This window comes from Tistrella mobilis (assembly GCF_039634785.1).
In the GTDB taxonomy this organism is placed as follows: domain Bacteria; phylum Pseudomonadota; class Alphaproteobacteria; order Tistrellales; family Tistrellaceae; genus Tistrella; species Tistrella mobilis.
In genome coordinates this window covers 166722-192607 of the sequence record NZ_JBBIAB010000005.1, presented here as the reverse complement: position 1 = coordinate 192607, position 25886 = coordinate 166722, and the positions used below count along the sequence as shown (strand labels likewise).

Sequence of the window (25886 nt, the reverse complement as noted above, 5' to 3'; positions counted from 1 at the left end):
CCGGTTTTTGCCGCGCGATCACCGGGAGGCGCGGGTGCTCACACGCAAGCAGCACGAATTGCTGCGGTTCATCCTGGACCGGGTGCGGGCCACGGGGGTGGCGCCGTCTTTCGAAGAAATGAAGGACGCGCTCGACCTTAAGTCCAAGTCAGGCATCCATCGCCTCATCCTTGGGCTTGAAGAGCGCGGGTTCATCCGCAGGCTTGCCCATCGTGCCCGGGCGATCGAAGTCATCCGCCTGCCGGATGGCGGGCCGTTCCAGATGCCGGGGCAGAGCCAGGGTGACAGCCCCTCTACGGCACCGGCCAGTCTGGCCTCGGCCAACCCCTTCGTCACCCCACCCGTGGCTCCGCGCGGGCCGCGTCTGGTCGAAATCGGCACCGGGCGGGCGCCCGTCGCCGCGCAGGACCCCCAGCTTCAGCCCCAGCGCTTTCGCAGCCTGACCCGACCGCCGTTGAATGCGCCGCCGCGCACCGGTCGTTCGGACGACAACGGCAATGTGGTGCTGCCACTTTACGGCAAGATCGCCGCCGGTACCCCCATTGAGGCGCTGTCCGACGGGGACCGGACCGTCGAGGTGCCGGCGACCATGATTCCGGCCGGATCTGAGTATTTTGCGCTCGAGGTCGAAGGCGATTCGATGATCGAGGCCGGTATCATGAACGGCGACACCGTCATCATCCGCCGCACCGATACCGCCGACAACGGCACCATCGTCGTCGCGCTGATCGATGGCGGCGAGGCAACGCTGAAGCGCCTGCGCCGGCGGGGGCAGTCGGTGGCGCTGGAGCCTGCGAACCAGCACTACGAAACCCGGATCTACCGGCCGGATCAGGTGAAGGTGCAGGGGCAACTGATCGCCCTCTTCCGCCGCTACGCCTGATCGCGTTCCGAGCCTGGGAAAGCCGCCGCCTGCACCTCTGCGGGCGGCGGCTTTCTTGTCGGAAGAAGCATTCGGAAGCAGATGCTCACCGGGTCCAGGGCCGGTCGCCGCGCGGCCCCACAACCCCCTCGATCACCGGTCCTGCCTCGTCGAGACGGATCGTCACGGCGGCACCCCCGAAGTTGCGGCCCGTGCGTTCAACCAGCGTGATCGCAGCACAGCCACCCGGTCGCCTGATATAGGGGGTGTCGCGACGGGGATCGGCCCCGGCGATTACGAGATCGGCATGGGCGCAGGCTTCTGCCAGACGCTCGCGTCCGCGGACCAGGGCGATACGAAGCCCCGCCCGTTCAAGCCGGCACAGATCCCCACCATCACATGCAACGGCTTCGGTCATATCGCGGATGGTGAGCGTCCCCAGCTTTTCCGCCCACTGATCCAGCACGAAGCGGTCGCGTTCCGGCGTCATCGCGTAAAGAGCGCCGTCCGGCCCGCGCAGCGCCACGCTCCGCCCATCCCCCGACAGGAACAGGTCCGGCAGGGCCGGCAGGGCCGCCAGCAGCATTCCGAGCGCAATGGCCACCAGCCCCGCCCAGCGCCAGGCCCGTCGCCAGATCACGAGCCACAGCCCGCCGAAGGTCATCAACAACAGGGCCGTCACGCCGAAGCCTGCGACCGGCACCACCGCCCCCGGCCAGCCGGCAACGGTGGTCGCGGTTGCGATCACCAGCTCCATGCCCCGTGCTGCGAGCGCAAAGCAGATGCCGGCCGCGCTTTCCGAAACGAGACTGAGCAGGCTTCCGGTCAATGCGACAGGCATGATCCAGAAGCCGGTGACGGGCACGGCAACCAGGTTCGAAACCAGTCCGTAGCCGCTCGCCCGCCCGAAGGCATAGGCGGCGTAAGGCGCAGTCGCAGCGCCGGCGATCATCGATGTCGCAAGCAGGCCAAAGATCCACGCCGCCGCCCGCATGGGCAGACCGCGGGTCGTGCCGGCGTCGAGACCGGCAAGACGCCGGACGGTCGGGCTTTCATAGAGTGCGATCAGTGCAATGACCGCCGCAAAACTCATCTGGAAGCTGGGGCCGGTCAGGGCCGCCGGCTGCAGCACCAGCACCACGATCGCCGAACTGGCCACCAGCGGCAGCGACAGCACCGGCCGATCGGTCAGGATGGCGAGCAGGCCCAGCGCGGTCATCACGAAGGCGCGTTGCGTGGGCACCGCAAAGCCGCCGACGGCAAGATAGGCAGCCGCCCCCAGCAGGGCCGCCACGGCGGCAATCTTCCGTCCCGGCCAACGATCCGAAATACGGGGCAGGAAGGCCATGACCAGCCGGACGGCGCCGAAGATCAGCCCCGCGACCATGGTCATATGCAGGCCGGAAATCGAGATCAGATGGGCGAGGCCGCTGTCGCGCATCGCCGCTTCCGCCTCATCACCGATCGCCCCTCTCAGCCCCGTCACCATGGCAGAGAGCACTGCACCGCCCTCGCCAGGTGCCGCCCCACGTATGACGGCATCCAGATCAAGGCGCAGCCGCTCCACGGCTTCGCGCGCCGTCTGCAGGATTTCCGACGGCTCCGGGGCCGGCACGATATCAGGTTGCGCATAGGCAAAACCAATGCCGCCAAGCCGCTGAAAAAAGGCGCTTCGGGCGAAGTCATGACCGCCGGGCACCACGGGCAGCGAGGGGGGTGACAGGCTGGCGCGCAGCCGGACCCCATCCCCCGGACGGGGCACGGGCCCCTGCCGGACGGTGATCCGGACCCGTGCCGGCAGATCTTCTGCCGCGACACGGTCGATCGCCGTCGGAACGATCAGAAGCCGCCCGCCACCGCGACCATCGGGCTCCACCGCCAGCACACGGCCGGTCACCTCCCCCTGAACCGGGCGCATCAGCATCGGGGCATCGACCAGTCGCGTTCCCGTGACCGCCGACCAGAACCCCGCCGCCGTCCAGGCACAGGCGAAGAGCGCCAGAGCGACCCAGGGCAGTCGCGACCGGAGCGCGATGCCGAGGCCGAGCGCGCCGAACGTGAGCACCGCCCCCAACCAGACGGGCGGTTCCGTCGCCAGGCCGAAATAGCCTCCGCAGCCGATCGCGAAGAAGACCGCACTCCACAGCCGCCATCGATCCTGCTCGGCGATGAAGGCACGAAGGAGCGGCCCACCGAGGCTGCGACGGCGGCGGACTGCAACCGGCTCCTCCCCGATCTCGTCCACCAGGCTCATGCCATCCCCGCTATCTGCTGCCGATGACGCCAAGCCCGGGGCTGCACCCGCGGATTTTTCGTGCTAATCAGAGGGCCACTCGCCGTGCCCGCCGCGGCGCCCATTCGAAAGCCGTGTTCCATGACCGTCGTCACCCGATTCGCCCCCTCGCCCACCGGCTTCCTCCATATCGGCGGCGCACGCACCGCGCTGTTCAATTGGCTGTATGCGCGTCATACCGGCGGACAATTTCTACTCCGGATCGAGGATACCGATCGGCAGCGTTCGACCAAAGAGGCGATCGACGCGATCCTTGATGGTCTGAAGTGGCTGGGCCTCGATTGGGACGCCCCGGAGACCTATCAGTTCGCGCGCGCCGAACGTCACGCCGAGGTTGCCCGCGACATGCTGGCGCGCGGCCGTGCCTATCACTGCTGGTGCACGCCCGAAGAACTGGAAGCCCAGCGCGCCGAACAGCGTGCGGCCGGCAAGCCGGTGCGCTATGACGGCCGCTGCCGCCACCGCGACCCGGCGACCGTTCCGGCCGGCGTGAAGCCGGTGGTGCGCCTGCTTGCGCCGTCGGAAGGCGAGACCGTGGTCGACGATCAGGTGCAGGGCACGGTCCGGTTCTCGAACGATCAGCTCGACGATCTGGTCCTGCTGCGCGGCGACGGCACCCCTACCTACATGCTGGCGGTGGTGGTCGACGATCACGACATGGGCATCACCCATGTGATCCGCGGCGACGACCACCTGACCAACACCGCACGCCAGAGCCTGATCTATCAGGCGAATGACTGGCCGACGCCGACCTTCGCCCATATCCCGCTGATCCACGGCCCGGACGGCGCCAAACTGTCCAAGCGCCATGGCGCGCTGGGGGTCGATGCCTATCGCGACATGGGCCTGCTGCCAGAGGCGGTCCGGAACTACCTGCTGCGTCTGGGCTGGTCGCATGGCGACGACGAAATCATCTCCGACGCTCAGGCAATCGAATGGTTCGACCTGCCGGCGATCGGCCGGAGCGCCGCGCGTTTCGACATGGCCCGGCTGACCAACCTGAACTACCACTACCTGCGCACTGCCGAGGATGCCCGCCTCGTCGACCTGGTCGTGCCGTTCGTCGAAGCGAGCACGGGCAAAACCGTGGACGAAACCGGTCGCGCCCGCCTGCTTGCCGGTATGGCAGGGCTGAAAGAGCGCGCGAAGACCTTGATTGAACTGGCTGAGTCTGCAGCCTTTTACACGGTGGAGCCGCCGTTCAGCTTCACGGACAAGGCCGCCAAGATCCTCGATAGCGGCGGTCGCGACGTGCTGACGGCGCTGAAGCCCAAGCTCGAAGCGGCCACCGCCTGGGAAGATGCGGTTCTCGAGGACATCGCCCGCGCCCATGCCGAAGAGACCGGTCTGAAGCTGGGAGCGGTCGCCCAGCCGCTCCGGGCGGCCCTGACCGGCACCACCGTCTCGCCCCCGATCTTTGAGGTACTGCGCGTGCTTGGCCGCGAGGACGCCATGAAGCGGATCGACGCCGCACTCTGACCGCATATCGGCGGTTAATGCAGACCGGCCATCCCCTCGGGATGGCCGTTTTCTTATCGACATGACCATCCGATGCCGCGGCTTGCCCTGGCACCAGCTCCGTGACAGGCTCGACACATCCAGGCGGCACGAGAAGGATGCGACGAAGATGCAGGCTGCGGATGCCATCTGGACCAGTGCGGCGGAACTCTGGCGCTGGCAGACGGAACTGGATGCGCTTGGCCCCCGCCTGCCGGGAAGTACCGCGCATGAAGCCTTCAGCGACCAGATCGCAGATCGCTTGCAAGGCTTTGGTTTCAGTGTCGAAAGCGATGTCCATGCCTTTGATCTCTGGCAGCCCGAGAGCTGGCGCCTCGATCTGCCGGATGGCGGCACTATTCCCTGTAGCGTCTTTCCCTATTCGGGGGAAACGCCCGATGGCGGGGTGACGGCACGCCTGGTCCGTTGCCGCAGCCGGCGGGATCTCGCCAGAGCCCGGGGCGCCATTGCGCTGGTCGAGGTCGACATGCCGGCCGTCCCGGCCCGGCTGCTGTTCCGCCGGCGCATGTCGGTTCCGGCTGATCTCCGCCTCCCCGGCCGGATCCGCAATGCGGTCATCGCCTCCGTCCTGAAGGCGCCGGACCTGCGCCGGGCTGCAGCACAGGGCGTGCTGGGTGTGGTCTGCGTCTGGAAGGGCATGTCGGCAGAGAATGCCCGCGACCAGTACCTGCCCTTCACCACCCCGTATCAGGGCTGCCCTGCGGTCTGGGCCGATGTCGAGGCCCGCGACCGCCTGATCGCCCATGCCGACGCCGGCGGCATGGTCACGCTCACCCTCAGGGCCGAGCGCCGCCCCGCGACCTCACGAACGCTCTGGACCGTGCTTGAGGGGCGCGAGGCGGGTCAGACGGTCGTGATCAACACCCATACCGACGGCCCGAATGCCTGCGAGGAGAACGGCCCGATCGGCCTGATTGCCCTCGCGCGGTATTTCCGCAGCCGCCCGCACCCCCCGCGACGGAGCATGGTCTTCGTCTTCACGACCGGCCACTTCCAGATCCCCCAATTCGGCATCGGCCACCGGCAGGCCACCTCACGCTGGCTTCAGGACCACCGCGACTGGTGGGACGGCGCCGAGGGCCACCGGAAGGCCGTTGCCGGTATCACGCTGGAACATCTGGGCTGTATGGACTGGCAGGACAGTCCGCAGGGCTTTACGCCGACCGGCGAGATTGCGCCCGAGCTGGTCTATGCCGGCAATACTCAGTTGGCCCGGCTCTACCAGGATTGCGTTTCCCGCCGCACGAGAACCAGATCCATCATTCTGCGGCCGCACAACCGGCAGCATTTCGGCGAGGGGCAGCCCCTGTTTCAGGTCGGCATCCCGGCCCTCGCCCTGATCCCCGCCCCCGACTATCTCTGCCGTACCGGCGATGTTCTGCCGCAACTGGACGCGGAACTGATGCTGGAGCAGCTCGACACTTTCCGGGAGGTTCTCGATCGCCTCGATCAGCTCGACGACCCGGCGCCGGTCCAATCCCAGTCCTGGGGATTTTAAACAGCCTCTTTCAAACGAGAGGCTTAGCTGAATATATTCATGCGCCTTCGAGCCGTCGTGCGGCAAGGTCGAGCACGACCCGCGCTGCCCGAGCGCTGGGTCGGGCCGGATCGTCGGCAGGTCCCCGCAACCGGCTGAGCGCTTCCGCAAGATCCGCACGCTGGGCATCGCGCAGGTCTGCACGCTCGATCAGCGGGGTCAGGGTCCGGACCATGTCGTCGGGTGTCGCCTTGTCCTGGATAAGTTCGGGGACGATCTCGCGCTCCATGACCAGATTGACCAGGCTGACATGGCGCACCGTCACCAGCCGCCGGGCAATGCTGTAGGTCAGCGGGTTGATCCGGTAGACCACCACCATGGGCACCGACTGTCGCGCCAGCTCCAGGGTAACCGTGCCCGATGCGGCAAGGGCCACATCACCGGCCGCAAAGGCGTCGCGGCGCTCGGCCGCGGTCGCCACCACCACGGCCGGCTGCGACAAGGCCCAGCCCGCGACAATGGCGCGAACCCGATCCGCCTCCGCCCGGATTGCCGGCACCACCACACGCAGCTTCGGATGCCGCTGCGCCAGCCTGGCCAGAGCTTCCCCCATCGGCGGCGCCAGCCGGGCGATTTCGCCCTTGCGGCTGCCTGGGAGGGCCAGCACCACCAGATCGTCGGGCGTCATGCCGTGCGCAGCCCGGAACCCGGCCCCGTCGCCGACATCGACGGCATCCTCGACCGCAGGATGGCCGACAAAGGTGCAGGGCAGACCGACCCGGGTGAACCAGGGCGGCTCGAAAGGCAGCAGGGCCAGCAGGTGATCGAAGATGGCCGCAAACTTTTCCGCCCGCTTCGGCCGCCAGGCCCAGACGGTGGGCGCCACATAATGGACCAGCGTCAGCCCCAGCGGCTTCAGACGCGTCGCCAGCCGGCGGTTAAAGCCGGGGCTGTCGATCGTCACCACGACATCGGGTCGTGCTGTTGCAATGGCTTCTGCCGTCTGGTTCAGACGCCGCCGCAACGATCGAACATGCGGCAGAACCTCCAGCAGCCCGAACAGGCTGAGTTCTTCCATCGGGAAGAGACTTTGAAAACCTTCCGCCGCCATGGCTTCGCCGCCGACACCCATCAGCCGGACCCGGCCACCGGTCATCTCGCGCAGCGCCCGGATCAGCCGGGCGCCGATCAGATCGCCCGAGGCTTCGCCGGCAACAAGAGCGATGAGCGGCCCTTCGGTCGCAGTCACGACATTTCCCCCGTGACGAACAGGCCCGCGCCATCCGCAGCTGCAATGATCGCCGGACGGTCGAGCACCAGAACCCGCCCCGCCCCAAGCGCCAGACCGGCAAATCCGGCCGCCCGAAGCTGATCGATGGTGTCGGTTCCGATGGTCGGCCAGTCGACCCGGCGTTCCTGCCCGGGTTTGGCCGTCTTCACCAGAACCGGTCGCGGCCCCGGTCGCGCCAGCGCACCACATCGGGCGATGAGGGCCTCTGTTCCCTCGATGGCTTCGACGCCCAGCACGACCCCCTGCTGAACCACGACCGCCTGACCGATGTCGAGACGGCCAAGTGCCTGTACCACCTCAAGGCCCCGGCGGATGTCCAGCCGCGCCTGATCATCCGGCACATGCCGCCCCCAGAGGCCAGGCGGCGCATCGAGGCCGCCTGCAATCTGGTCGGCGCCGACCACCCGGAAGCCTTCGGATTCCAGGTCGGCCACCACGGCCTTCAGCAGGGCGTCATCCCCCTGCCCGATCCGCGTCGCCACCCGTGCCAGCAGCCTGGCGCCTCTGGCATCGGGCATCACGGTCGCGAAGGATGGCCGCTTCACGCCGCCGGCCATCACGAGGTCGCGCACGCCTGCGGCCTTGAGCGCCGCAATGATCCGTCCGGCGGCACCGATCCGGATCTGGGCGTGCGGCACATCTGCAAAGCGTGCCGGATCTCCGGCGCCTTCCAGCACAACCACAAAGACGTCGCGGCCGGCATCGCGGGCGGCCTGCACCACCAGTTCGGGCAGGCGCCCGGCGCCGGCGATAACGCCGAGCGTGGCCTCGCTGGTCACGATGCGTCGCCCGCTCCGCCCTTTACCCGCGGGCGGGTCAGGGCCCGGTCAGCCTCGGCCTTCACGAAGTCGATCAGCGGGCGCACGGCCTCCACTTCACCGAATTCCGCCTCGACGGCAGCCAGACGTTCAGCCTGGGTGCCGCCATCGGCCAGGAACAACCGGCGATAGGCTGCGCGCACCGCATGCATGTCCTCGCGGCTGAAGCCGCGCCGCTTCATGCCGACGATGTTGAGGCCGGCCAGATGGGCACGCTCACCGGTCACCGTGCCATAGGGGATGACATCGGCTTCCACACCCGACATGCCGCCGATCATTGCGTGCGCACCGATCCGCACCCACTGATGCACCGCCGACAGACCGCCGATGATCGCGTGATCCTCGACCCGGACATGACCGCCGAGCGTCGCATTGTTGACCAGCAGGCAGTGATTGCCGACATGGCAATCATGGGCGACATGGGCCCCCACCATCAGCAGCACGTTGTTGCCGATGGAGGTCAGCATGCCACCACCCTCGGTACCGGGATTGACGGTCACATGCTCACGGGCGACGACGTCGTCGCCGATTTCGATCCGGCTGTCTTCCCCCCGATATTTCAGGTCCTGGGGCTGGTGGCCGATGACCGCGAAAGGAAAGGCCTGAAAGCGGGCCCCGATGCGCGTATTGCCCGTGACGACGACGTGGCTGTGGAGGACGGATTGGGGGCCGATCTCCACCCGCGGGCCGATGACGCAGAACGGACCGATGCGGCTGCCGGCGCCGATGCGGGCGCCCTCCTCGACAACCGCACTCGGATGGATCTGGATGGCCTCGGTCATGGTTTCATCCGTCACGCGCGGTCGACGATCATGGCGGCGAAGGTGGCCTGGGCCACCACCTTGTCGTCGACGGTCACCTTCGACTCAAATTTCCACACCGCACCGCGGCTCTGCTTCTTCTCGACATTAACACGCATGACGTCGCCAGGCTTGACCGGCCGGCGGAAGCGCGCTTCGTCGATCGACATGAAGTAGACCAGCTTGCCTTCGCTGTCGGGGCCGAGGGTACGGACCACGAGCACGGCCGCCGTCTGCGCCATGCTTTCGATGATCATCACGCCCGGCATGATCGGCGCGCCGGGGAAGTGACCCTGGAACTGGTATTCGTTCATCGAGACACATTTGATGCCGACCGCGCCCACGTTCGGCTTTACGTCGACCACCTTGTCGATCAGCAGGAACGGATAGCGGTGCGGAATCATCTCCATGACCCGCTCGATCTCAATCACCTCGGACTGTTCTGCAGAAGGCACGGTGGTTTCGCTCATCTCGATGGATATCCCCTGAAAAGTCGCCCTCGCGGATTGTTTCCCGCTGTCGGGCTGCCCGATGTCATTTCGGCTCCCGGTCGCGCCGCCGGATCAGCATCGCCAGCGTCACACTCTGACGATGCCAGTCGCGCACCGGGACCGCCGGATAGCCGCCCCACACCGCCCTGGCCGGCACGTCGGTGATGACCCCTGACTTCGCCGCCAGCTGGGCGCCGGCGCCGATGTTGAGATGGCCGGCGATGCCGACCTGGCCACCGGCCACCACGAAATCGCCCAGCACGGTGGACCCGGAAATGCCCACCTGCGCCACGATCACGCAACCACGACCAAGGCGGACGTTGTGGCCCAGCGTCACCAGATTGTCGATCATGCAGCCGTCGCCGATGATCGTGTCGGGTCCGGCGCCACGGTCGATGGTCGAATTCGCACCGATCTCCACGTCGTTACCGATCACCACCCGGCCGACCTGGGGAATACGGACATGACCGATGGCCGGATCGCTGGCAAAGCCGAAACCGTCCTGGCCGATCCGCACACCGGTATAGACGTAGACCCGATCCCCCAGGATGGCGAAGCCGACATAGGCGCCGGCGCCGATCACACAATTGCGACCGATCACCGTGTTCCGATCGATGACGGCATTGGCCTGGATGATGCTGCCGTCGCCGATCCGGGCACCGGCCATCACCACCGCACCGGGGCCGACCTCGACGCCGCTTCCCAGTTCTACGCCATCTTCAACCACCGCGCGAGGATGAACTCCCGGGCTGGTGGGGCGCGGTGGATGAAACCGCCGGGAAATCCGTGCATAGGCCATATAAGGCGCCGGCGACACCAGCAAGGGCAGATGGGCGGGCGCACGCTCGGCATCGGCCGGCGACAGGATGCACAGCCCCGCCCGACATTCGGCCAGCCTGGGCAGATAGGACCGGTTGTTCAGGAAGGTGACGTCGGCGGGGCCAGCAGTATCGATCGGCGCGACGGCGCTGAGCAGGCCCGCAGGCGCCGGACCGGCCAGAGCTGCGTTCGCCGCCTCGGCCAGCTCCTGCGCCGTAAACGGCCCGGCAACGTCGAAGAACCGTGGATCGGCCATGGCTTTTCCCATCCCTCCTGTTGGAGACGGCACCGTGACGCTCCCGCCACGGTGCCGCTTCCGATCGTCTGATCATGTCCGCCGGTTCCAGACGGAACCGGCAGAGACGGATCACTTCTTGGGTGCCTGGGCCTTGGGCAGATCCAGTTTCGGCACGCTCTTGTTCATGCGCTGGATGACCTCTTCGGTCACATCCAGGCCATTGTCCACCAGGATGGTGGTCTGGCGCGGCAGGACCAGGGTATAGCCCCGCTCCTCGGCCAGATTGGCAAGCACCTGCAGGAAGGCCTGATCGATGGCCATCTGCGCACGCGCGCTGGTCTCATCGAACGACCGGCGGCGCTCGGCAACCGCCTTCTGCATCTCACCGTATTTGCGTTCGAACTCCTCGCGACGCTTCTGGAAGGCCTCGGGCGACAGCAGGCTGCGCTGCTTCTGGAGGTCCTCCTGCTCCTTGCGCAGAGCCTCCTCGTCCTTGGCGATGCCGTCGCGGAAGCCGGCGCGCACCTTGCCGAGCTGCTCCTGCAGGCTCTTGGCGGCGCTGGTCTCCTCCATCACCTTCTGCACATCGACGACGGCAACGCTCAACGGCTTCTGCTGAGCGGCGGCCGGGCCGGCAGCCAAAAGGGAGGCGGAGGTGAGGGCGAGCCCGGCGGCAAGCGCGACACCACGCAGGCGCTGGCCGATCTTGGAAGTCATGGGTTCAGAACCTCGTTCCGAAGCTGAAACGGAAGACTTCGGTATCATCGAAATCCTCCTTGAGAACCGCCTGGGCAGCGTCCAGACGGATGGGACCGAAGGGCGAAATCCAGGTCAGACCCACGCCGACCGAGGCGCGGATGGAGTTGACATCCCGGATTTCGGGACCGCTGTCATCGAGTTCGGTGACACTGCCGAAATCGCTGAACACGCGGCCACGCACGTCGTAGTCATCCGGCAACCCCAGAGGGAAGCCGACTTCGACCGTGCCCGAATAGAGGAAGTTGCCGCCGAGGGCATCACCGGCCTTCACGTCACGCGGGCCGACACCGGCGGTCGCGAAGCCACGCAGGCTGTCCCCGCCAAGGAAGAAGCGGTCATTGATCGGCACGTCTTCACCGAGGCCCACGATATAGCCTACCTGACCGCTGATCAGGCCGACCACGTCGTCGGTAATCGGATAGTACCACGCGGCATCCGCACGGTGACGCGCATACTTGGCATCGCCCCCAAGGCCAGCCAGATCCTGAGTCAGGCGCAACAGATAGCCGTCCCGTGGATCGACTTTGCTGTCCCGCTTGTCGTAAGTGAAGGTCTGGCTGACAATCGAGCTGAGACGATCGCCCTCCTGCTCACGAATATAACGCGAGGCATCGTCGTCAACATCCGTTACTTCATCATTTCGCAACGTATACTTAAGTCCATGCCGCAGGCTCGGCGTCAGCCAGTAATCAGCACGCAGCGCACCACCGGTAGTCTTCTGCACATAGCCGGACTCGTCTTCGCGGTCGATCTCGCGGCGGAAGACGTCGAAGCCGGCGGCAACGTCGCGATTCAGGAAATAGGGTTCGGTGAAGCTGAGATCGATCAGCTGCTCGTCGCCCGAAATCGTGAAGCCCAGCCGCAGATCCTGGCCCCGGCCCAGCAGGTTGCGTTCGCGGATGCCCACGTCGCCCAAGGGGCCGGAGCCCGTCGAGTAACCCACGCCGAACGAGATTTCACCGGTCGACTTCTCTTCGACATCGACCTTGACCACCGTCTTATCGGGGTCACTGCCGGGCTCGGTGGTCACCTCGACCTTGTCGAAATAATCGAGATTGCGGACGCGGTCCCGCGAGGTGCGGATACGCTCGGCATTGAAGGGGTCGCCTTCCGCCACGCGGAATTCACGGCGAATAACCTCGTCGAGCGTGCGCGCGTTGCCGTTCACCTCAATGCGCTCGATGAAGTTGCGCGGCCCCTCATCGATATTATAGGTGATGTTGATGACGTGCGTTTCCCGATCCTTGGTCACCGAGGGCTGGACCCGCACGAACGGGTAGCCGCGATTGGTAACCTCGGTCGTCAGCGCCTCAACGGTACGATCGACCTTCGTCGCGTCGTACCAGTCGTCGCTTTCGGTCTCGACCACATCCTCGAGCGTGGCGGTGTCCAGCCCCGGCAGGGTGGTCTGCACGTCGACCTTGCCCAGCTTGTAACGCTCGCCCTCTTCCACCACGAAGGTGACGTAGAACTCTTCGCCCTCGGGCGCCAGTTCCGCCACGGCCGACTGCACGACGAAATCGGCGTAACCGTTCTTCAGATAGAACCGGCGCAGCAGCTCGCGATCGTAATTCAGACGGTCCGGGTCGTAGGTGTCGTTCGAGGTGAAGAAGTTATACCAGCGCGCCTCAGTGGTCAGCACCACATCGCGAAGTGCGCTGTCGCTGAACCGGTCATTGCCGGTGAAGCTGATCTTGCGCACCTCGGTCCGCGGACCTTCTTCGATCTCGAAGATCAGGTCGACACGGTTCTGATCGAGCTGAATGATCTTGGGATCGATCCGGGCGGCATAGCGGCCGTTGCGCCGATAGACCTCCTGCAGACGCTCCACATCCTGGGCGACCCGGGTGCGGGTATAGACGGTACGCGGACGCAGCAGCACCTCCTTCTCGAGGTCGCTGTCTTCCAGGCGCCGATTGCCCTCGAAGTCGATCCGGTTGATGACCGGGTTCTCGACCACGTCCACCACCAGCGTATTGCCTTCGACACGCAGCGCGACGTCGGCAAACAGACCTGTGCCGTAGAGGGTCTTGAGGCTCTCGTCAATCAGGGACGGATCGGCCGGATCCCCCTGGCGCAAGGACAGGTAGGACCGGATGGTCTCCGCCTCGATGCGCTGATTGCCGTTCACCTGGATACGGTCGATCCGGGCCGCCTGGGCGGCCGGTGGCGCCACGGGCGCCTGAGCATGCGCGATTGCCGTGCTGGCGAGCATCGTCGCCGTCATGGTCATGGCCAGCCAAGAACGCGGCACGCGGGGCCTCCCACCTCAAGCCAGACGACGGCCGGGCGATCACGCCCGGCCGACCTCAAAAATTCATGCGACCCGTCGGACCTTTCCCACCGGGTCCCCTCCCCTGCTGCATCGCGATGCGTCAGGTGAAGAGGCCTGCAAGATAGTCGACAACCCGGAGCCTGACGAGATCATTCCAGGTCGCTACGATCATCAACGTCAATACCAAGACCAGCCCGAAGCGGAAACCATATTCTTGCGCCCGCTGGCTCAGCGGACGACCTCGCGCCGCCTCGGCTGCATAGAATGCCAGATGTCCGCCGTCGAGCAAGGGGACCGGCAAAAGATTGATCAGGCCGAGATTGATCGACAGCATCGCCGTAAACCAGATGACGGTGGCCACACTCATGCGCACCACCTCACCCGACATCTGAGCGATGCCGATAACGCCAGCCAGTTCTTCCGTGCCTCTGGTTCCCGCGATCATTTCCCCGACGGCCCCGAAGGTCATCGCGACGATCGATACCGTCTCGCGCACTGCACCGGTGACTGCCTCCACCGGGCCCTGCCGGACCCATTCGGTGCCCGATGCCGAAATGCCGATCCGCGGCATCTGGTGCGTGTTGCCGAAACGGTCGTCGACCGACACCATCTCAGGCGTCAGTGACATGGAAATGACACGGCCGTCGCGATCGACCTCCAGCGTCACCGGCTTGCCATTGCCGGCGACCACTGCGGTCTGCAGATCCTCGAACCGGGCGACCGGCCGGCCATCGACGCCGGTCACCCGGTCGCCGGGCTCCAGCCCGGCCGCAGCCGCCGGGCTGTTCTCCAGAACATTCCCGATGACCGCCGGTGTCGTCTGCTGCCCCCAGATCATGTAGAGCGCAGCCAGAGCCACGATCGCATAAATGAAGTTGAACACCGGTCCGGCCGCGACGATGGCGGCCCGCGCCTTCACCGGGCGTCCGTGGAAGGACACCTTGCCGGTCGCAGGATCATCTGCGGCACTGCCCCCCGCGCTGGTGGCATCGGCGTCGCCATACATCTTCACATAACCGCCGAGCGGCAGAAGCGAGACCTTCCAGCGGGTTCCGGATTTCGCCGTCCAGCCGAAGATCTCGGGGCCAAACCCGATCGAGAAGGTCTCGACGGTTACCCCACAGCGCCGCGCCACCCAGTAGTGGCCGTATTCGTGCACGAAGACGACGATGCCGAGCACGACGGCGAAGCCGATCGGGTAGCTCAGCGATTGGATAAGCTGGTCCATCTGCAGCGTGAGATCCCGCTTGAAGTGCAACGGCGCATCCGCCGACGCAAAGGGTCGTCCGATAGGTGGGCGTGGCCGTTCAACGGGCGTCCACAAGTGCCGTGGCCCGACGCCGGGCCGCGGCGTCGAGTGCGATCACCTCATCAATCGACCCGGGCGCCCCGCGAGGCTCCGCGTCCAGCGTATCGGCCACTACACCGGCGATGTCGAGGAAGCCGATCCGTCGGGCAAGGAAGGCCGCCACAGCCACCTCGTTCGCGGCATTGAGGATTGTGGCGGCGCCGTCCCCGCATTTCAAGGCGTCGCGGGCGAGCGCCAGACAGGGGAAACGCGTCACATCCGGCGCTTCGAACGAGAGCGTTGCGATCCGCGCCAGATCAAGCCTGTCGCTCGGCGCCGGCCGCCGGTCGGGCCAGGCCAGCGTCCAGGCGATGGGGGTGCGCATGTCCGGCGCCCCCAGATGGGCCAGGACCGATCCGTCGGCATACTGGACCAGTCCGTGAATGATCGATTGCGGATGGACCAGCACGTCGAGACGGTCGAGGCCCACCGGAAACAGATGATGCGCCTCGATCAGTTCCAGCCCTTTGTTCATCATCGACGCGCTGTCGACCGAGATCTTCGCCCCCATCGACCAGTTGGGATGGGCGACCGCCTGCTCCGGCGTCACCTGGCGCATCTGATCGAGGGTGAAGCTCCGGAACGGACCACCCGAGGCGGTCAGAATGACCTTCTCGACCACATGCAGGCGCTCGGGCTCCAGGATCTGGGCGATGGCGTTGTGCTCGCTGTCGGCCGGCAGCAGGCGGGCGCCATGGCGTTCCACCTCAGCGGTAAACAGATCACCGGCGCAGACCAGGCATTCCTTGTTGGCAAGTGCGACGAGTGCACCGCGACGCACGGCCGCCAGCGTCGGCGCCAGCCCGGCCGAGCCCACGATCGCCGCCATCACCCAGTCCGCCGGCCTTTGTGCCGCCTCGATCAAAGCGTCGGGACCGGCCGCTGCCTCAATTCCGGTGCCGGCAAGGCACGCCTTCAGATCGGCATAGCGCGCCGGATCGGCGGTCACTGCCAGCCGCGCCCTCAGCTGAACGGCATCGCGCGCCAGCTGCTCCACATTGCCGTTGGCGGTCAACGCCTCGACCGGATAGCGCTCGGGATCACGGGCGATCAGATCGATGGTCTGACGACCGACGGACCCGGTCGCCCCGAGGATCGAAACCCGTCGCTGCATTCCGGATGCAGCAGATACGGAGGAAGGCTGTGCAGGTGACTGTAAGGGTTGGGTCATAATCCCTCGGCAAACAGGCCGCCGGTCACCATCAGCATGAGTGCCAGCGCCGGGGCGGCGAACAACAGGCCGTCGAGCCGGTCGAGCAGGCCACCATGGCCCGGCAGCAGCCGGCCGCTGTCCTTCACGCCGAAATGGCGCTTCACGCCGCTTTCGACAAGGTCGCCGATCTGTTCGACGACCGCAAGCGCCGCCCCGGCAGCACCAATGGCCACGAGGTCCTGGGGCAGGCGCACACCGGCGATGACGGCAACCAGCACGGAAATGACAAACGCGGAAAACATGCCGCCGAACAGACCGGCCCAGGTCTTGTTCGGGCTGATGCGCGGGGCGAGCCTGAACCCGCCGATGGCCCGGCCGAAGACGAACGCGCCGATATCCGTGGCCCAGACCACGAGCATCAGCCAGAAGGTCCATTCCAGCCCGAGCGGCTGGGATCTCAGCCAGATCAGCGCCAGAACCGGCAGGCCGACATAGACCACACCCGCCGCCAGCCAGCGCCGCCGCGCACCTTCGATCTTCAGGAAGGCTGCGGCGAGCGCCGCAACCGCAACCATCAGCAGGGCGGCCTCGTAGCGCCCGGTCCCGGCGATCCAGGCAGCGCCACCGAGGACGGCGCCAAGGCCCAGCCCCACTGCCATCCAGGTGATGCCGGTCAGATCGACCAGCCGGCGCCATTCATTCAGCAGAAGCACCGACAGAAGGCCGGCAAAGAGATGAAAGACATCGCCGCCCAGATAGATCAGGGCCAGCACCGGCGGGCCAAGCACCAGCGTCGTCAGCAGACGCAACTCCAGCGTCCGCCGCCGCTCAGCACGAGCGTCCGGGGACGCCGCCTCCCCACCTCCTGACGAGGGTCGGAGCCCGCTAGACGGCGCCATAGCGACGTTCGCGGCGTTTGTATTCGGCGAGCGCCGCGTCGAGCGCCGCCGCATCAAAATCCGGCCACAATGTCGGAACGAAGATCATCTCCGCATAGGCCAGCTGCCAGAGCAGAAAATTGCTGATCCTCTGCTCGCCGCTGGTCCGGATGATCAGATCCGGGTCCGGCAGATCGTGGGTCTGAAGACGGGCTCCGAAAGACTCTTCGTCCAACCCGTCCAGATCCACCCGGCCGGCAAGAGCATCGGCCGCAAGCTCCCGCGCCGCCGCCAGGATCTCAGCCCGCCCGCCATAGCTGATCGCGATGGTCAGGACCATTCCGGTACAATGCCGGGTCCGTTCCACAGACCGATCGAGGAGATTGCGCATGTCCGAAGACAGTCGAGAACGGTCGCCGATAAAATTCAGGCGGACATTCCGGTCGCTCAGCAGTTTGGCTTCCCGGTCCAGATAGAACCGCAGCAACCCCATGAGGTCACGAACCTCGTCAAGCGGGCGCTTCCAGTTTTCGGACGAGAAGGCGAACAGGGTGAGATAACCGATCCCGTGCTCCACGGCGCGATCGATCACCTTGCGGACCGATTCGACCCCACGATAATGACCGACGGTGCGCGGCAGGCCGCGGGCTTTCGCCCAGCGGCCATTGCCGTCCATGATGATCGCGACGTGGCGCAAGGGGGGATCTGAGACCAGCGCCATGGGGCTCGGCTCCATCCTGAGGGGACGCGCTCCGGACTCAGACCTGCATGATCTCCTTTTCCTTCGCCGCCACCAGATCGTCGATCTGCTTGATGCGCTCATCCGTCACGGTCTGAACGCGATCCGAGGCGCCACGCAACTCGTCCTGGCTGATCTCGCTGTCCTTCTCAAGCTTCTTGAGCTTGTCGAGGCCATCACGGCGAACATTGCGCACCGAGATGCGGGCCTGCTCGCCGTAACGCGAGGCGACCTTGCCCATCTCGCGGCGGCGCTCTTCGGTCAGCTCCGGAATCGGCACCCGGATCACGGCGCCCTCGCCGATCGGGTTGAGACCCAGGCCGCTGTCGCGAATCGCCCGCTCGACCGCCTTGGCAAGGCTCTGATCCCAGACCTGGACCGACAGCATGCGCGGCTCGGGAACGCTGATGGTCGCGACCTGGGAGACCGTCATCTCGGAGCCATAGGCGTCGACACGCACCGGCTCGAGCAGATTGGCCGAGGCGCGGCCGGTGCGCAGACCCGCCAGCTCATGCTTCAGGGCGTCGACCGCGCCGTCCATGCGGCGGCGGACGTCCTTGATGATGTCATCCTTGGACACGGTTCAGGCCTCGTTGGTAATGATGGTGAAAAGTCCCCGACCGAGCATCACCTCGGCAAAGCCGCCGGCGTGATGCAGGTTGAAAACCACGATCGGGATGTTGTTGTCGCGGGCCAGCGTGATGGCGGAAGCATCCATCACCTTCAGGTCGCGCGAAAGAACCTCCAGATAGCCGAGGCTGTCATAGCGTTCGGCGCGCGGGTCCTTCTTGGGGTCGGCAGTATAGACACCGTCGACCTGGGTGCCCTTCAGCAGCGCATCGCACCCCATCTCCACGGCGCGCAGGGCAGCTGCGGTGTCGGTGGTGAAGAAGGGGTTGCCGGTACCGGCAGCGAAGATCACCACCCGGCCCTTCTCCATATGCCGCACGGCGCGGCGCCGGATATAGGGCTCGCAGATGCTCGACATCGGGATGGCCGACTGCACCCGGGTCGCAACGCCGATCCGCTCCAGCGCGCTCTGCATCGCCAGCGCGTTCATGACCGTCGCCAGCATGCCCATGTAATCTGCGGTGGCCCGCTCCATGCCGGTCGCGGCACCGGAAATGCCACGGAAGATGTTACCGCCGCCGATCACCAGGCAGACCTGCACGCCCATGGACTGCACGGACCGGATCTCGCCGGCGACGCGCTCCACCATATCGACGTCCAGACCGTACTGGCGATTGCCCATCAACGCTTCGCCCGAGACCTTCAGCAGGACCCGGCGGAACCGCGGGGTGGAGAACGACATGGATTGTCTCCTGTTCGACGACGCTGTTCGGCCCGGAAGGGAGGCGACCGGATCCGGCGTGGTTACGTCGGCGCAGGCCGGACGGATGCGGACACGGTATGACAGCCGCGGCAGCGACGCCGGGCACGGGCCGTGTAACGTATAGCCGCGCGCGCGGGCCAAGGCAACCGCCGCAAAGGGCCGGGCGGTGACGGCGATGGAAACAAAAAAGGGGCGCCCCGCGGAGCGCCCCTCTTTCGTATCCGCAGATCAGCAGGGGATCAGGCGCCCAGCGCCTTCTCCACCTCGGCCGCGAAGTCTTCCTGCTTCTTCTCGACGCCCTCGCCGAGCTCGAAGCGGGCGAAGGCCTTCAGGGTCACCGGCGCACCGACCGTCCCCTTGGCGTTCTCCACGACCTTGCGGATCTTGGTCTCGCCATCGATCACGAAGATCTGCTCAAGCAGGCAGACCTGCTCGTAGTACTTGCGGATCCGGCCTTCGACCATCTTTTCGATGATGCTCTCGGGCTTGCCGCTCTCGCGCGCCTGCTCGATGAGCACCGCGCGCTCGCGGTCGAGCGACTCGGCCGACACGTCGGCGACGTCGAGCGCCTCGGGACGGGCCGCCGCGGCATGCATGGCGATCTGACGGCCGAGTTCGGCCAGCTTCACCTTGTCACCGGTCGACTCGAGCGCAACCAGCACGCCGATCTTGCCAAGGCCTTCGGCGACCTGGTTGTGAACATAGGCGGCGATCACGCCATCGGTCACCTCGAGCACGGCCGCGCGACGCAGGGCCATGTTCTCGCCGATGGTGGCGATCAGATCGGTCAGCTTCGCCTCGACGGTGCCGCCGTCGGGATAGGCCGCCGCCTTCAGCGCCTCGATGTCGGCGCCGGCCTCGAGGGTCACACCCGCGACCTTGGCGACATAGTCCTGGAACTTCTCGTTGCGGGCCACGAAGTCGGTCTCGGAGTTCACCTCGACCACCGCGGCGCGCAGGCCGTCGACCTTCACACCGACCAGGCCCTCGGAGGCCACGCGGCTCGCCTTCTTGGCCGCCTGCGACAGGCCCTTGGTGCGCAGCCAGTCGATGGCCGCATCCAGGTCGCCGTCGTTCTCGGTCAGCGCCTTCTTGCAGTCCATCATGCCCGCGCCGGTCTTCTCGCGGAGCTCCTTGACCAGGGCAGCAGTGATCTGAGCCATGATTCCACCTCGTGTGAGTTCTGTTGCGAACGCAGTCGCCTGACGGCGCATCGCGTCACGGAAATCCTGCGGGTCCGGGTTCGCATATCCTGCGGCTAAGGGGCCGCATGCGCCCTGCCCGTCTTGGGTTCTGTCGTCGATCCGGTCCGGAAACGCGAACGGCGGCACCCCGGGGCGCCGCCGCATCGCCAGCCGCCCCCGGGGTGAGGGCGGCCGTTCGTCCGTGGTCCGGATGCGTCAGGCCTGGGCCTCGCCCGCGGTCTCTTCGGTCGCCTCTTCCTCGACGCCCTCGTCGTCGAGATCGACCGAGACCGGATCGGCCAGCGCACCGAGGTCGGCACCCGAACGGATCATCTCCTGCTGGATGCCGTCGAGGACCGCGCCCGAGACGAGTTCCAGATAAAGCTGGATCGCCTTAGTCGAGTCGTCATTGCCGGCAACCGGGAAGGTCACGCCGTCGGGGTTCGAGTTGCTGTCCAGGATCGCAATCACCGGAATGCCCAGCTTCGCCGCCTCGCGGACCGCCAGCTCTTCCTTGTTGGTGTCGATCACGAACAGCGCGTCCGGCAGGCCGCCCATGTCCTTGATGCCGCCCAGCGACGCCTCGAGGTTGTCGCGCTGACGGGTCAGCTTCAGCAGCTCCTTCTTGGTCAGGCCCAGATCGGCCTGCTGCTCGAGGAGCTGCTCGATCTCACGCAGACGGCGGATCGAGTTGGAGATGGTCTGCCAGTTGGTCAGCATGCCGCCGAGCCAGCGACGGTTGACATAGTACTGACCGCAACGCTTCGCGCCCTCGGCGACCAGCTCCTGCGCCTGGCGCTTGGTGCCGACGAACAGCACGCGGCCACGGTTGGCGACGATGTCGCGCACCGCTTCCATCGCACGATAGAGCTGCGGCTGGGTCTCGCGCAGGTCGATGATGTGGATGCCGTTGCGGGTGCCGTAGAGATACGGCGCCATGCGCGGGTTCCAGCGGCGGGACTGATGCCCGAAGTGAACGCCGGCTTCGAGAAGCTGACGCATGGTGAAGGTGGGAAGCGCCATGGAAAATCGTCCTTTTCCGGTTCGGCCTCCGCGAGGTTGAGATCGGCACCGGCATCGTATCCTGGGGCTTTCCCCCGGGATGCGACGGCCACCGGTACCGACACCGGAGCGACGCCGACCGCCCTTCCCCCGTGTTTTCAAGGGGCATGCTGGCGGTTGGCCGCGGACCTCGCGTGCGTGTGAACGCCCCAACGAACCCTCGTCGGGACGGCCGCTCTATAGCCCGCGCGGCGGGGTTTGGCAAGGGTTTAGCAGGCGATCACCGCCGCTTTCCGCCGTTTTTGCGACGGTTCAGGCCTCGATCGCGTCGATCACCCCCGGCGTGATCTTGAGCGCGGCCTTGAGCGCCGGGGTAATCGAGACCGGCTTGGGCAGATCCAGGCGCACGACCTGACGCTCCCCCTCGAGGTCGATATCCAGCTCCAGGGTAATGCGGCCGCGGCCCTCGGGTTCCCGTTCGATCAGCCGGCGGATCAGGGCCAGCGCCCGCTCTTCCGCCACCTGAATGGTCAGACGGGCGGAGGAGGAGGCTGCGACATCGTCGAGCGAGCGAACGTTCTGCGCCGTCAGCCGGACGGTGTCCTCACGCCATTCGCCGCTCGCCTCGATCAGCAGCGGCACACCGGGTTCCAGCAGATCGCGGGCCTGGGACAGGGTTTCCGAGAACAGGGTCACCTCGAACACCCCGGTCGGATCCGAGAGCTGCGCGAAGGCGAACCGGCTGCCCTTGGCCGACCGGCGTTCCTGCTTGGCGATCAGCGTGCCCGCGAGCTTAAGGCCGGCCGCCCCTTCCCGCTCCAGCTTGGCCGCCAGATCGCCGGCCCTGACCACCCCCAGCCGGTCCATGACCTTGTCATAGGCGTCGAGCGGATGGGCCGAGAGATAGAAACCCACGGCCTCCAGCTCCCGCTTCAGCTGCTCCATCGGCATCCACGGATCGACCGAGGGCATTGGGGGCTTGGGCACGGCCTCGCCGCCCGGCCCGCCGAACAGACTGACCTGGTTGCTCTCCCGTTCCTCCTGGGCGGCCTGGCCGTAGCGCAGCACCATGTCGATGGCGTTCATCACCTGCGCCCGATTGGCGTTCAGACGATCGAAAGCACCGGCCTTGGTCAGGCTTTCCATCATGCGCTTGTTGATGACCTTGGTGCCGAGCCGGGCCGAGAGGTCGAAGAGATCGGCATAGGGCCCGCCCTTCCGCCGCTCGGCCACGAGTTCCTCCATGGCCTGCGGGCCGACCTGTTTCAGGGCGCCCAGCGCATAGAGGATCTCGCCCTTGGGCGCGCTCTTCGTCCGGCGCACCGAGAACACCGCGTCCGACTGGTTCACGTCCGGCGGCACCACGCCGATTTTGAGCCGGTTCAGCTCCTGGCGGAAACCGGCCAGCTTGTCGGTGTTGTGCATATCGAGCGTCATCGAGGCGGCCATGAACTCGACCGGCCAGTTGGCCTTGAGGTAGGCGGTCTGATAGGCGACCAGCGCGTAGGCCGCGGCATGCGATTTGTTGAAGCCGTAACCTGCGAACTTGGCGATCTGGTCGAAGATCAGGCCGGCGGTCTCCTTGTCGACCCCATTGGCGACGGCACCCTTGGTGAAGCTCTCACGCTGGGCGTCCATCTCCTCCTTGATCTTCTTGCCCATCGCGCGGCGCAGAAGATCGGCCTGGCCCAGGCTGTAGCCCGCCAGCACCTGGGCCGCCTGCATCACCTGCTCCTGATAGATCATGATCCCGTAGGTTTCCTCCAGGATCGGCTTGAGCATGGGATGGAGGTATTCGGCCTCTTCCGAGCCGTGCTTGACCGCGATGTAGCGCGGAATGTTGTCCATGGGGCCCGGGCGGTAGAGCGCCACCACCGCGATGATGTCTTCGAACTTATCGGGGCGCATCTTGCGCAGCACGTCGCGCATGCCCGAGCTTTCCAGCTGGAACACGCCGACGCCTTCGCCGCGGGCCAGCATCTCGAAGCTCTTCCGGTCGTCCAGCGGCACCCGGTTGATGTCGAAATCGGGCTCGACCTGCCGGATCAGCCGCTCGGCGGTGGTGATCACGGTCAGGGTTTTCAGCCCCAGGAAGTCGAACTTGATCAGCCCGGTCTGCTCGACATACTTCATCGAAAACTGGGTGACCGGCATGTCGGAGCGCGGATCGCGATAGAGCGGCACCAGTTCGTCGAGCGGCCGGTCGCCGATCACCACGCCGGCCGCATGGGTCGAGGCGTGTCGATAGAGGCCTTCGAGCTTGAGCGCGATGCTGATCAGCCGCGCGACCTGTTCATCCTCGTCACGCGCCCGCTGCAGCGCCGGTTCGCCGTCGATCGCCTCCTGCAGGGTGACCGGGTTCGCCGGGTTGTTCGGGACCAGCTTGCAGATCTTGTCGGTCTGACCGAAAGGCATGCCCAGCACGCGGCCGACATCGCGCAGCACCGCGCGGGCCTGGAGCTTACCGAAGGTGATGATCTGGGCGACGCGGTCGAAGCCATAGAGTTCGCGGACGTGCTGGATCACCTCGTCGCGGCGGTCCTGACAGAAGTCGACGTCGAAATCCGGCATCGACACGCGTTCCGGGTTCAGGAAGCGCTCGAACAGCAGGCCGAACCGCAACGGGTCGAGATCGGTGATGGTCAGCGACCAGGCCACGACCGAGCCCGCGCCGGAACCGCGGCCGGGCCCGACCGGGATGCCGTGCGCCTTTGCCCACTGGATGAACTCCGCCACGATCAGGAAATAGCCGGGAAAGCCCATCTTCACGATCACGTCGAGTTCGTAGTCCAGCCGCTCCCGATAGGGTATCGCAACGGCCTCGCGCGCCGCCTCGTCCATGGCGGGCGTGTAAACCGCCGTCTCAAGGCGGCGCTCCAGCCCTTCTTTCGAAAGGCGGCGGAGTTCATCCTCCTCCCGCGCATTGGGATCGCGGGTGGATTTGGGCAGAATCGGTTTGCGGAACGGTGCCTTGGCCGCGCAACGCTTCGCGATCACCAGCGTGTTGTCGATCGCTTCGGGCAGATCGGCGAACAGCGCCCGCATCTCGGCCGCTGATTTGAAATAGTGATGGGGTGTGAGGCGGCGGCGGTTGGTATCCTCGATATGCCGACCTTCCGCGATGCACAGCAGCGCGTCATGGGCCTCGTACATCGCCTCGGTGGTAAAGAAGACGTCATTCGTCGCCACCAGCGGCAGATCGAGATCATAGGCGATCTCGACCAGCCCCGGCTCGCTGTCCGCCTCGGCATCGGGCGGCGTCTCCCCCGGGGCGCAATGGCGCATCAGTTCAATATAGAACCGGCCGGGAAAGATTGCTGCCAGACGCTCGGCCTGCGCCCGCGCCTCGTCGTCCCGCCCCTCAAGGATGCGGGCGCCCACCGGGCCGTTGGGGCCGCCCGACAGACAGATGATGTCGGACGAGAACTCTGCCAGAACCTGTTCGGAAACCTGGGGAGTTTCGCCGGTCGGCGTCTCCATGAACGCCCGGCTGACGATCCGGCCGAGATTGTCATAGCCGGCCCCGGTCTGGGCCAGCAGCACCAGCGGCTCGGGTTCCGGGCGGCGGCCGAAACGGTCCTCGCCGGCAGCACGGGTCAGCCGGATGATCATGCCCAGGATCGGCTGGATGCCTTCCTTGGGCAGGGTGGAGGAAATCTCCATCGCGCCGAACAGATTGCCGGTGTCGGTCACCGCCACCGCCGGCATCTTCTGCGCCTTGGCCAGCTTGACCAGATCCTTGGTCTTCACCGCCCCTTCGGACAGCGAATAGGCAGTATGGACGCGAAGATGGACGAAATCGGCATGCGACACAGGTCAGGGCGCTCCATCGCTCGGGGCGGGGACGATCCGGGAAATCTGGACCAAATCCCCGCCCGGAGCAACCTCGGGCGCGGTCCCTGTCAGTTCAGCCGTGTGGAGACATGCGAGACCAGGTCACGGGTGAGCGTGGTCGGATTGTTGCACTGCTGACAGGTCTCGATCAGGCGATAATCGCCACGATAGTCATCGTCGGCAAACCAGTGCATGAGCGCCTGCAGCGTCCGGGCACGATAATCTTCCTGCTCGGGCCCGAGCGCCGCGAGCGGGGCATGATGGATGTAGGCGCCGAAAACGTCCTTGCACATCTCGGTATACCAGTAGGTGTCGAGGATCGCGCGATGCCAGTATTCATCAGCCTCCACACCCGGTGCATGATAGCTGTCAGGATCGAGAAAGCTGAGCGCCAGGAACTGCTTGAGCTTCATTTCTGCCCAGCGGCATTTCTCGGCCGACCAGCCGAATTTCGCCGCGCACATGCCGTTGACACGCGAAAAGTCGTAGGCCTCCAGGCGGCCGAGAACCCCGATCAGTCGGTCATTCAGCGGATCACGATGCAGGTTCAAAGGAAGGGTCATTGGAAGTCTCCCGCGAAAACGTCGCAGGCCCGGCCGCGGACCTTATGACTGGCCGCGCGGCAGAGCCATCCGGAAAGGAAGAAGGCGGTGTCGGAACGTCTCATAGAAAGCCTGCAGCCTGATCCGAGCCCGTGTGGTCCGCATCTCGCTGCAGCTCACAAAATTCTACTCTTAGTTCATATACAAGGCAATAAATCCCGCATTTGATTCA

The 25886-nt window shown here is 66.0% G+C and carries 21 protein-coding genes; 3 read left to right on the top strand and 18 right to left on the bottom strand.

The annotated features are described in order from the left end of the window. Nucleotides 1-34 precede the first annotated feature (34 nt). Entirely contained in the window at nucleotides 35-883 is an 849-nt protein-coding gene (lexA, locus tag WI697_RS09010; RefSeq protein WP_345958211.1) for a transcriptional repressor LexA, read from the top strand. Nucleotides 884-968: 85 nt separating this feature from the next. Here the strand turns inward: lexA and WI697_RS09005 are convergent, their stop codons facing one another. Next, entirely contained in the window at nucleotides 969-3116 is a 2148-nt protein-coding gene (locus tag WI697_RS09005) for a ComEC/Rec2 family competence protein (RefSeq protein WP_345958210.1), read from the bottom strand. Between the two features lie 120 nt (nucleotides 3117-3236). On the opposite strand from WI697_RS09005, the gene gltX reads away from it, so the two are divergent. Both gltX and WI697_RS08995 read left to right on the top strand, forming a co-directional pair. Next, on the top strand, nucleotides 3237-4634 hold the full coding sequence (gene gltX / locus WI697_RS09000; RefSeq protein WP_345958209.1) for a glutamate--tRNA ligase: 1398 nt from the start codon (nucleotides 3237-3239) through the stop codon (nucleotides 4632-4634). A 148-nt stretch (nucleotides 4635-4782) separates the two neighbouring features. Then, nucleotides 4783-6171 (top strand): hypothetical protein, encoded by a 1389-nt coding sequence (locus tag WI697_RS08995; RefSeq protein WP_345958208.1) that lies wholly within the window; start codon nucleotides 4783-4785, stop codon nucleotides 6169-6171. A 37-nt stretch (nucleotides 6172-6208) separates the two neighbouring features. Here the strand turns inward: WI697_RS08995 and lpxB are convergent, their stop codons facing one another. From lpxB to WI697_RS08910, 17 genes are all read right to left on the bottom strand, one after another. Continuing rightward, nucleotides 6209-7399 carry a lipid-A-disaccharide synthase gene (gene lpxB, locus WI697_RS08990; RefSeq protein ID WP_345958207.1) on the bottom strand — a complete coding sequence of 397 codons (1191 nt, stop codon included), beginning with the start codon at nucleotides 7397-7399 and terminating at the stop codon, nucleotides 6209-6211. Beyond that, entirely contained in the window at nucleotides 7396-8220 is an 825-nt protein-coding gene (locus WI697_RS08985; RefSeq protein ID WP_345958206.1) for an LpxI family protein, read from the bottom strand. Before WI697_RS08985 ends, lpxB begins: the two co-directional genes overlap by 4 nt. Next, nucleotides 8217-9041: an acyl-ACP--UDP-N-acetylglucosamine O-acyltransferase gene (lpxA, locus tag WI697_RS08980; RefSeq protein ID WP_062765049.1), complete on the bottom strand. Its 825-nt coding sequence runs from the start codon at nucleotides 9039-9041 to the stop codon at nucleotides 8217-8219. Before lpxA ends, WI697_RS08985 begins: the two co-directional genes overlap by 4 nt. 11 nt (nucleotides 9042-9052) lie before the next feature. Then, nucleotides 9053-9529, bottom strand: coding sequence for a 3-hydroxyacyl-ACP dehydratase FabZ (fabZ, locus tag WI697_RS08975; protein ID WP_014745288.1), 477 nt, complete (start codon nucleotides 9527-9529; stop codon nucleotides 9053-9055). A 64-nt stretch (nucleotides 9530-9593) separates the two neighbouring features. After that, nucleotides 9594-10625, bottom strand: a complete 1032-nt coding sequence (lpxD, locus tag WI697_RS08970) for a UDP-3-O-(3-hydroxymyristoyl)glucosamine N-acyltransferase (protein WP_345958205.1) — start codon at nucleotides 10623-10625, stop codon at nucleotides 9594-9596. A gap of 111 nt (nucleotides 10626-10736) precedes the next feature. Beyond that, nucleotides 10737-11324 (bottom strand): OmpH/Skp family outer membrane protein, encoded by a 588-nt coding sequence (locus tag WI697_RS08965; protein WP_062765054.1) that lies wholly within the window; start codon nucleotides 11322-11324, stop codon nucleotides 10737-10739. Nucleotides 11325-11328: 4 nt separating this feature from the next. Beyond that, nucleotides 11329-13581, bottom strand: coding sequence for an outer membrane protein assembly factor BamA (gene bamA, locus WI697_RS08960; protein ID WP_345958204.1), 2253 nt, complete (start codon nucleotides 13579-13581; stop codon nucleotides 11329-11331). A gap of 160 nt (nucleotides 13582-13741) precedes the next feature. Next, nucleotides 13742-14869: an RIP metalloprotease RseP gene (rseP, locus tag WI697_RS08955; RefSeq protein ID WP_296709697.1), complete on the bottom strand. Its 1128-nt coding sequence runs from the start codon at nucleotides 14867-14869 to the stop codon at nucleotides 13742-13744. Nucleotides 14870-14948: 79 nt separating this feature from the next. After that, nucleotides 14949-16103: a 1-deoxy-D-xylulose-5-phosphate reductoisomerase gene (locus WI697_RS08950; RefSeq protein ID WP_345958203.1), complete on the bottom strand. Its 1155-nt coding sequence runs from the start codon at nucleotides 16101-16103 to the stop codon at nucleotides 14949-14951. Nucleotides 16104-16156: 53 nt separating this feature from the next. After that, nucleotides 16157-16951, bottom strand: coding sequence for a phosphatidate cytidylyltransferase (locus WI697_RS08945; RefSeq protein WP_345958202.1), 795 nt, complete (start codon nucleotides 16949-16951; stop codon nucleotides 16157-16159). Nucleotides 16952-17027: 76 nt separating this feature from the next. Next, nucleotides 17028-17741 carry an isoprenyl transferase gene (locus WI697_RS08940; protein WP_345958314.1) on the bottom strand — a complete coding sequence of 238 codons (714 nt, stop codon included), beginning with the start codon at nucleotides 17739-17741 and terminating at the stop codon, nucleotides 17028-17030. Nucleotides 17742-17778: 37 nt separating this feature from the next. Then, entirely contained in the window at nucleotides 17779-18300 is a 522-nt protein-coding gene (gene frr / locus WI697_RS08935) for a ribosome recycling factor (RefSeq protein WP_228382309.1), read from the bottom strand. Nucleotides 18301-18342: 42 nt separating this feature from the next. Beyond that, on the bottom strand, nucleotides 18343-19071 hold the full coding sequence (pyrH, locus tag WI697_RS08930; RefSeq protein ID WP_014745297.1) for a UMP kinase: 729 nt from the start codon (nucleotides 19069-19071) through the stop codon (nucleotides 18343-18345). 260 nt (nucleotides 19072-19331) lie between these two features. Next, on the bottom strand, nucleotides 19332-20255 hold the full coding sequence (gene tsf / locus WI697_RS08925) for a translation elongation factor Ts (protein WP_345958201.1): 924 nt from the start codon (nucleotides 20253-20255) through the stop codon (nucleotides 19332-19334). Nucleotides 20256-20492: 237 nt separating this feature from the next. Further along, nucleotides 20493-21299, bottom strand: a complete 807-nt coding sequence (gene rpsB / locus WI697_RS08920; RefSeq protein ID WP_062765068.1) for a 30S ribosomal protein S2 — start codon at nucleotides 21297-21299, stop codon at nucleotides 20493-20495. Between the two features lie 291 nt (nucleotides 21300-21590). Continuing rightward, nucleotides 21591-25091: a DNA polymerase III subunit alpha gene (gene dnaE / locus WI697_RS08915; protein ID WP_345958199.1), complete on the bottom strand. Its 3501-nt coding sequence runs from the start codon at nucleotides 25089-25091 to the stop codon at nucleotides 21591-21593. Between the two features lie 89 nt (nucleotides 25092-25180). Continuing rightward, the gene (locus WI697_RS08910; protein ID WP_062765074.1) at nucleotides 25181-25675 is read right to left on the bottom strand and encodes a glycine-rich domain-containing protein; all 495 of its coding nucleotides are present in this window, start codon (nucleotides 25673-25675) and stop codon (nucleotides 25181-25183) included. Nucleotides 25676-25886: the final 211 nt, after the last annotated feature.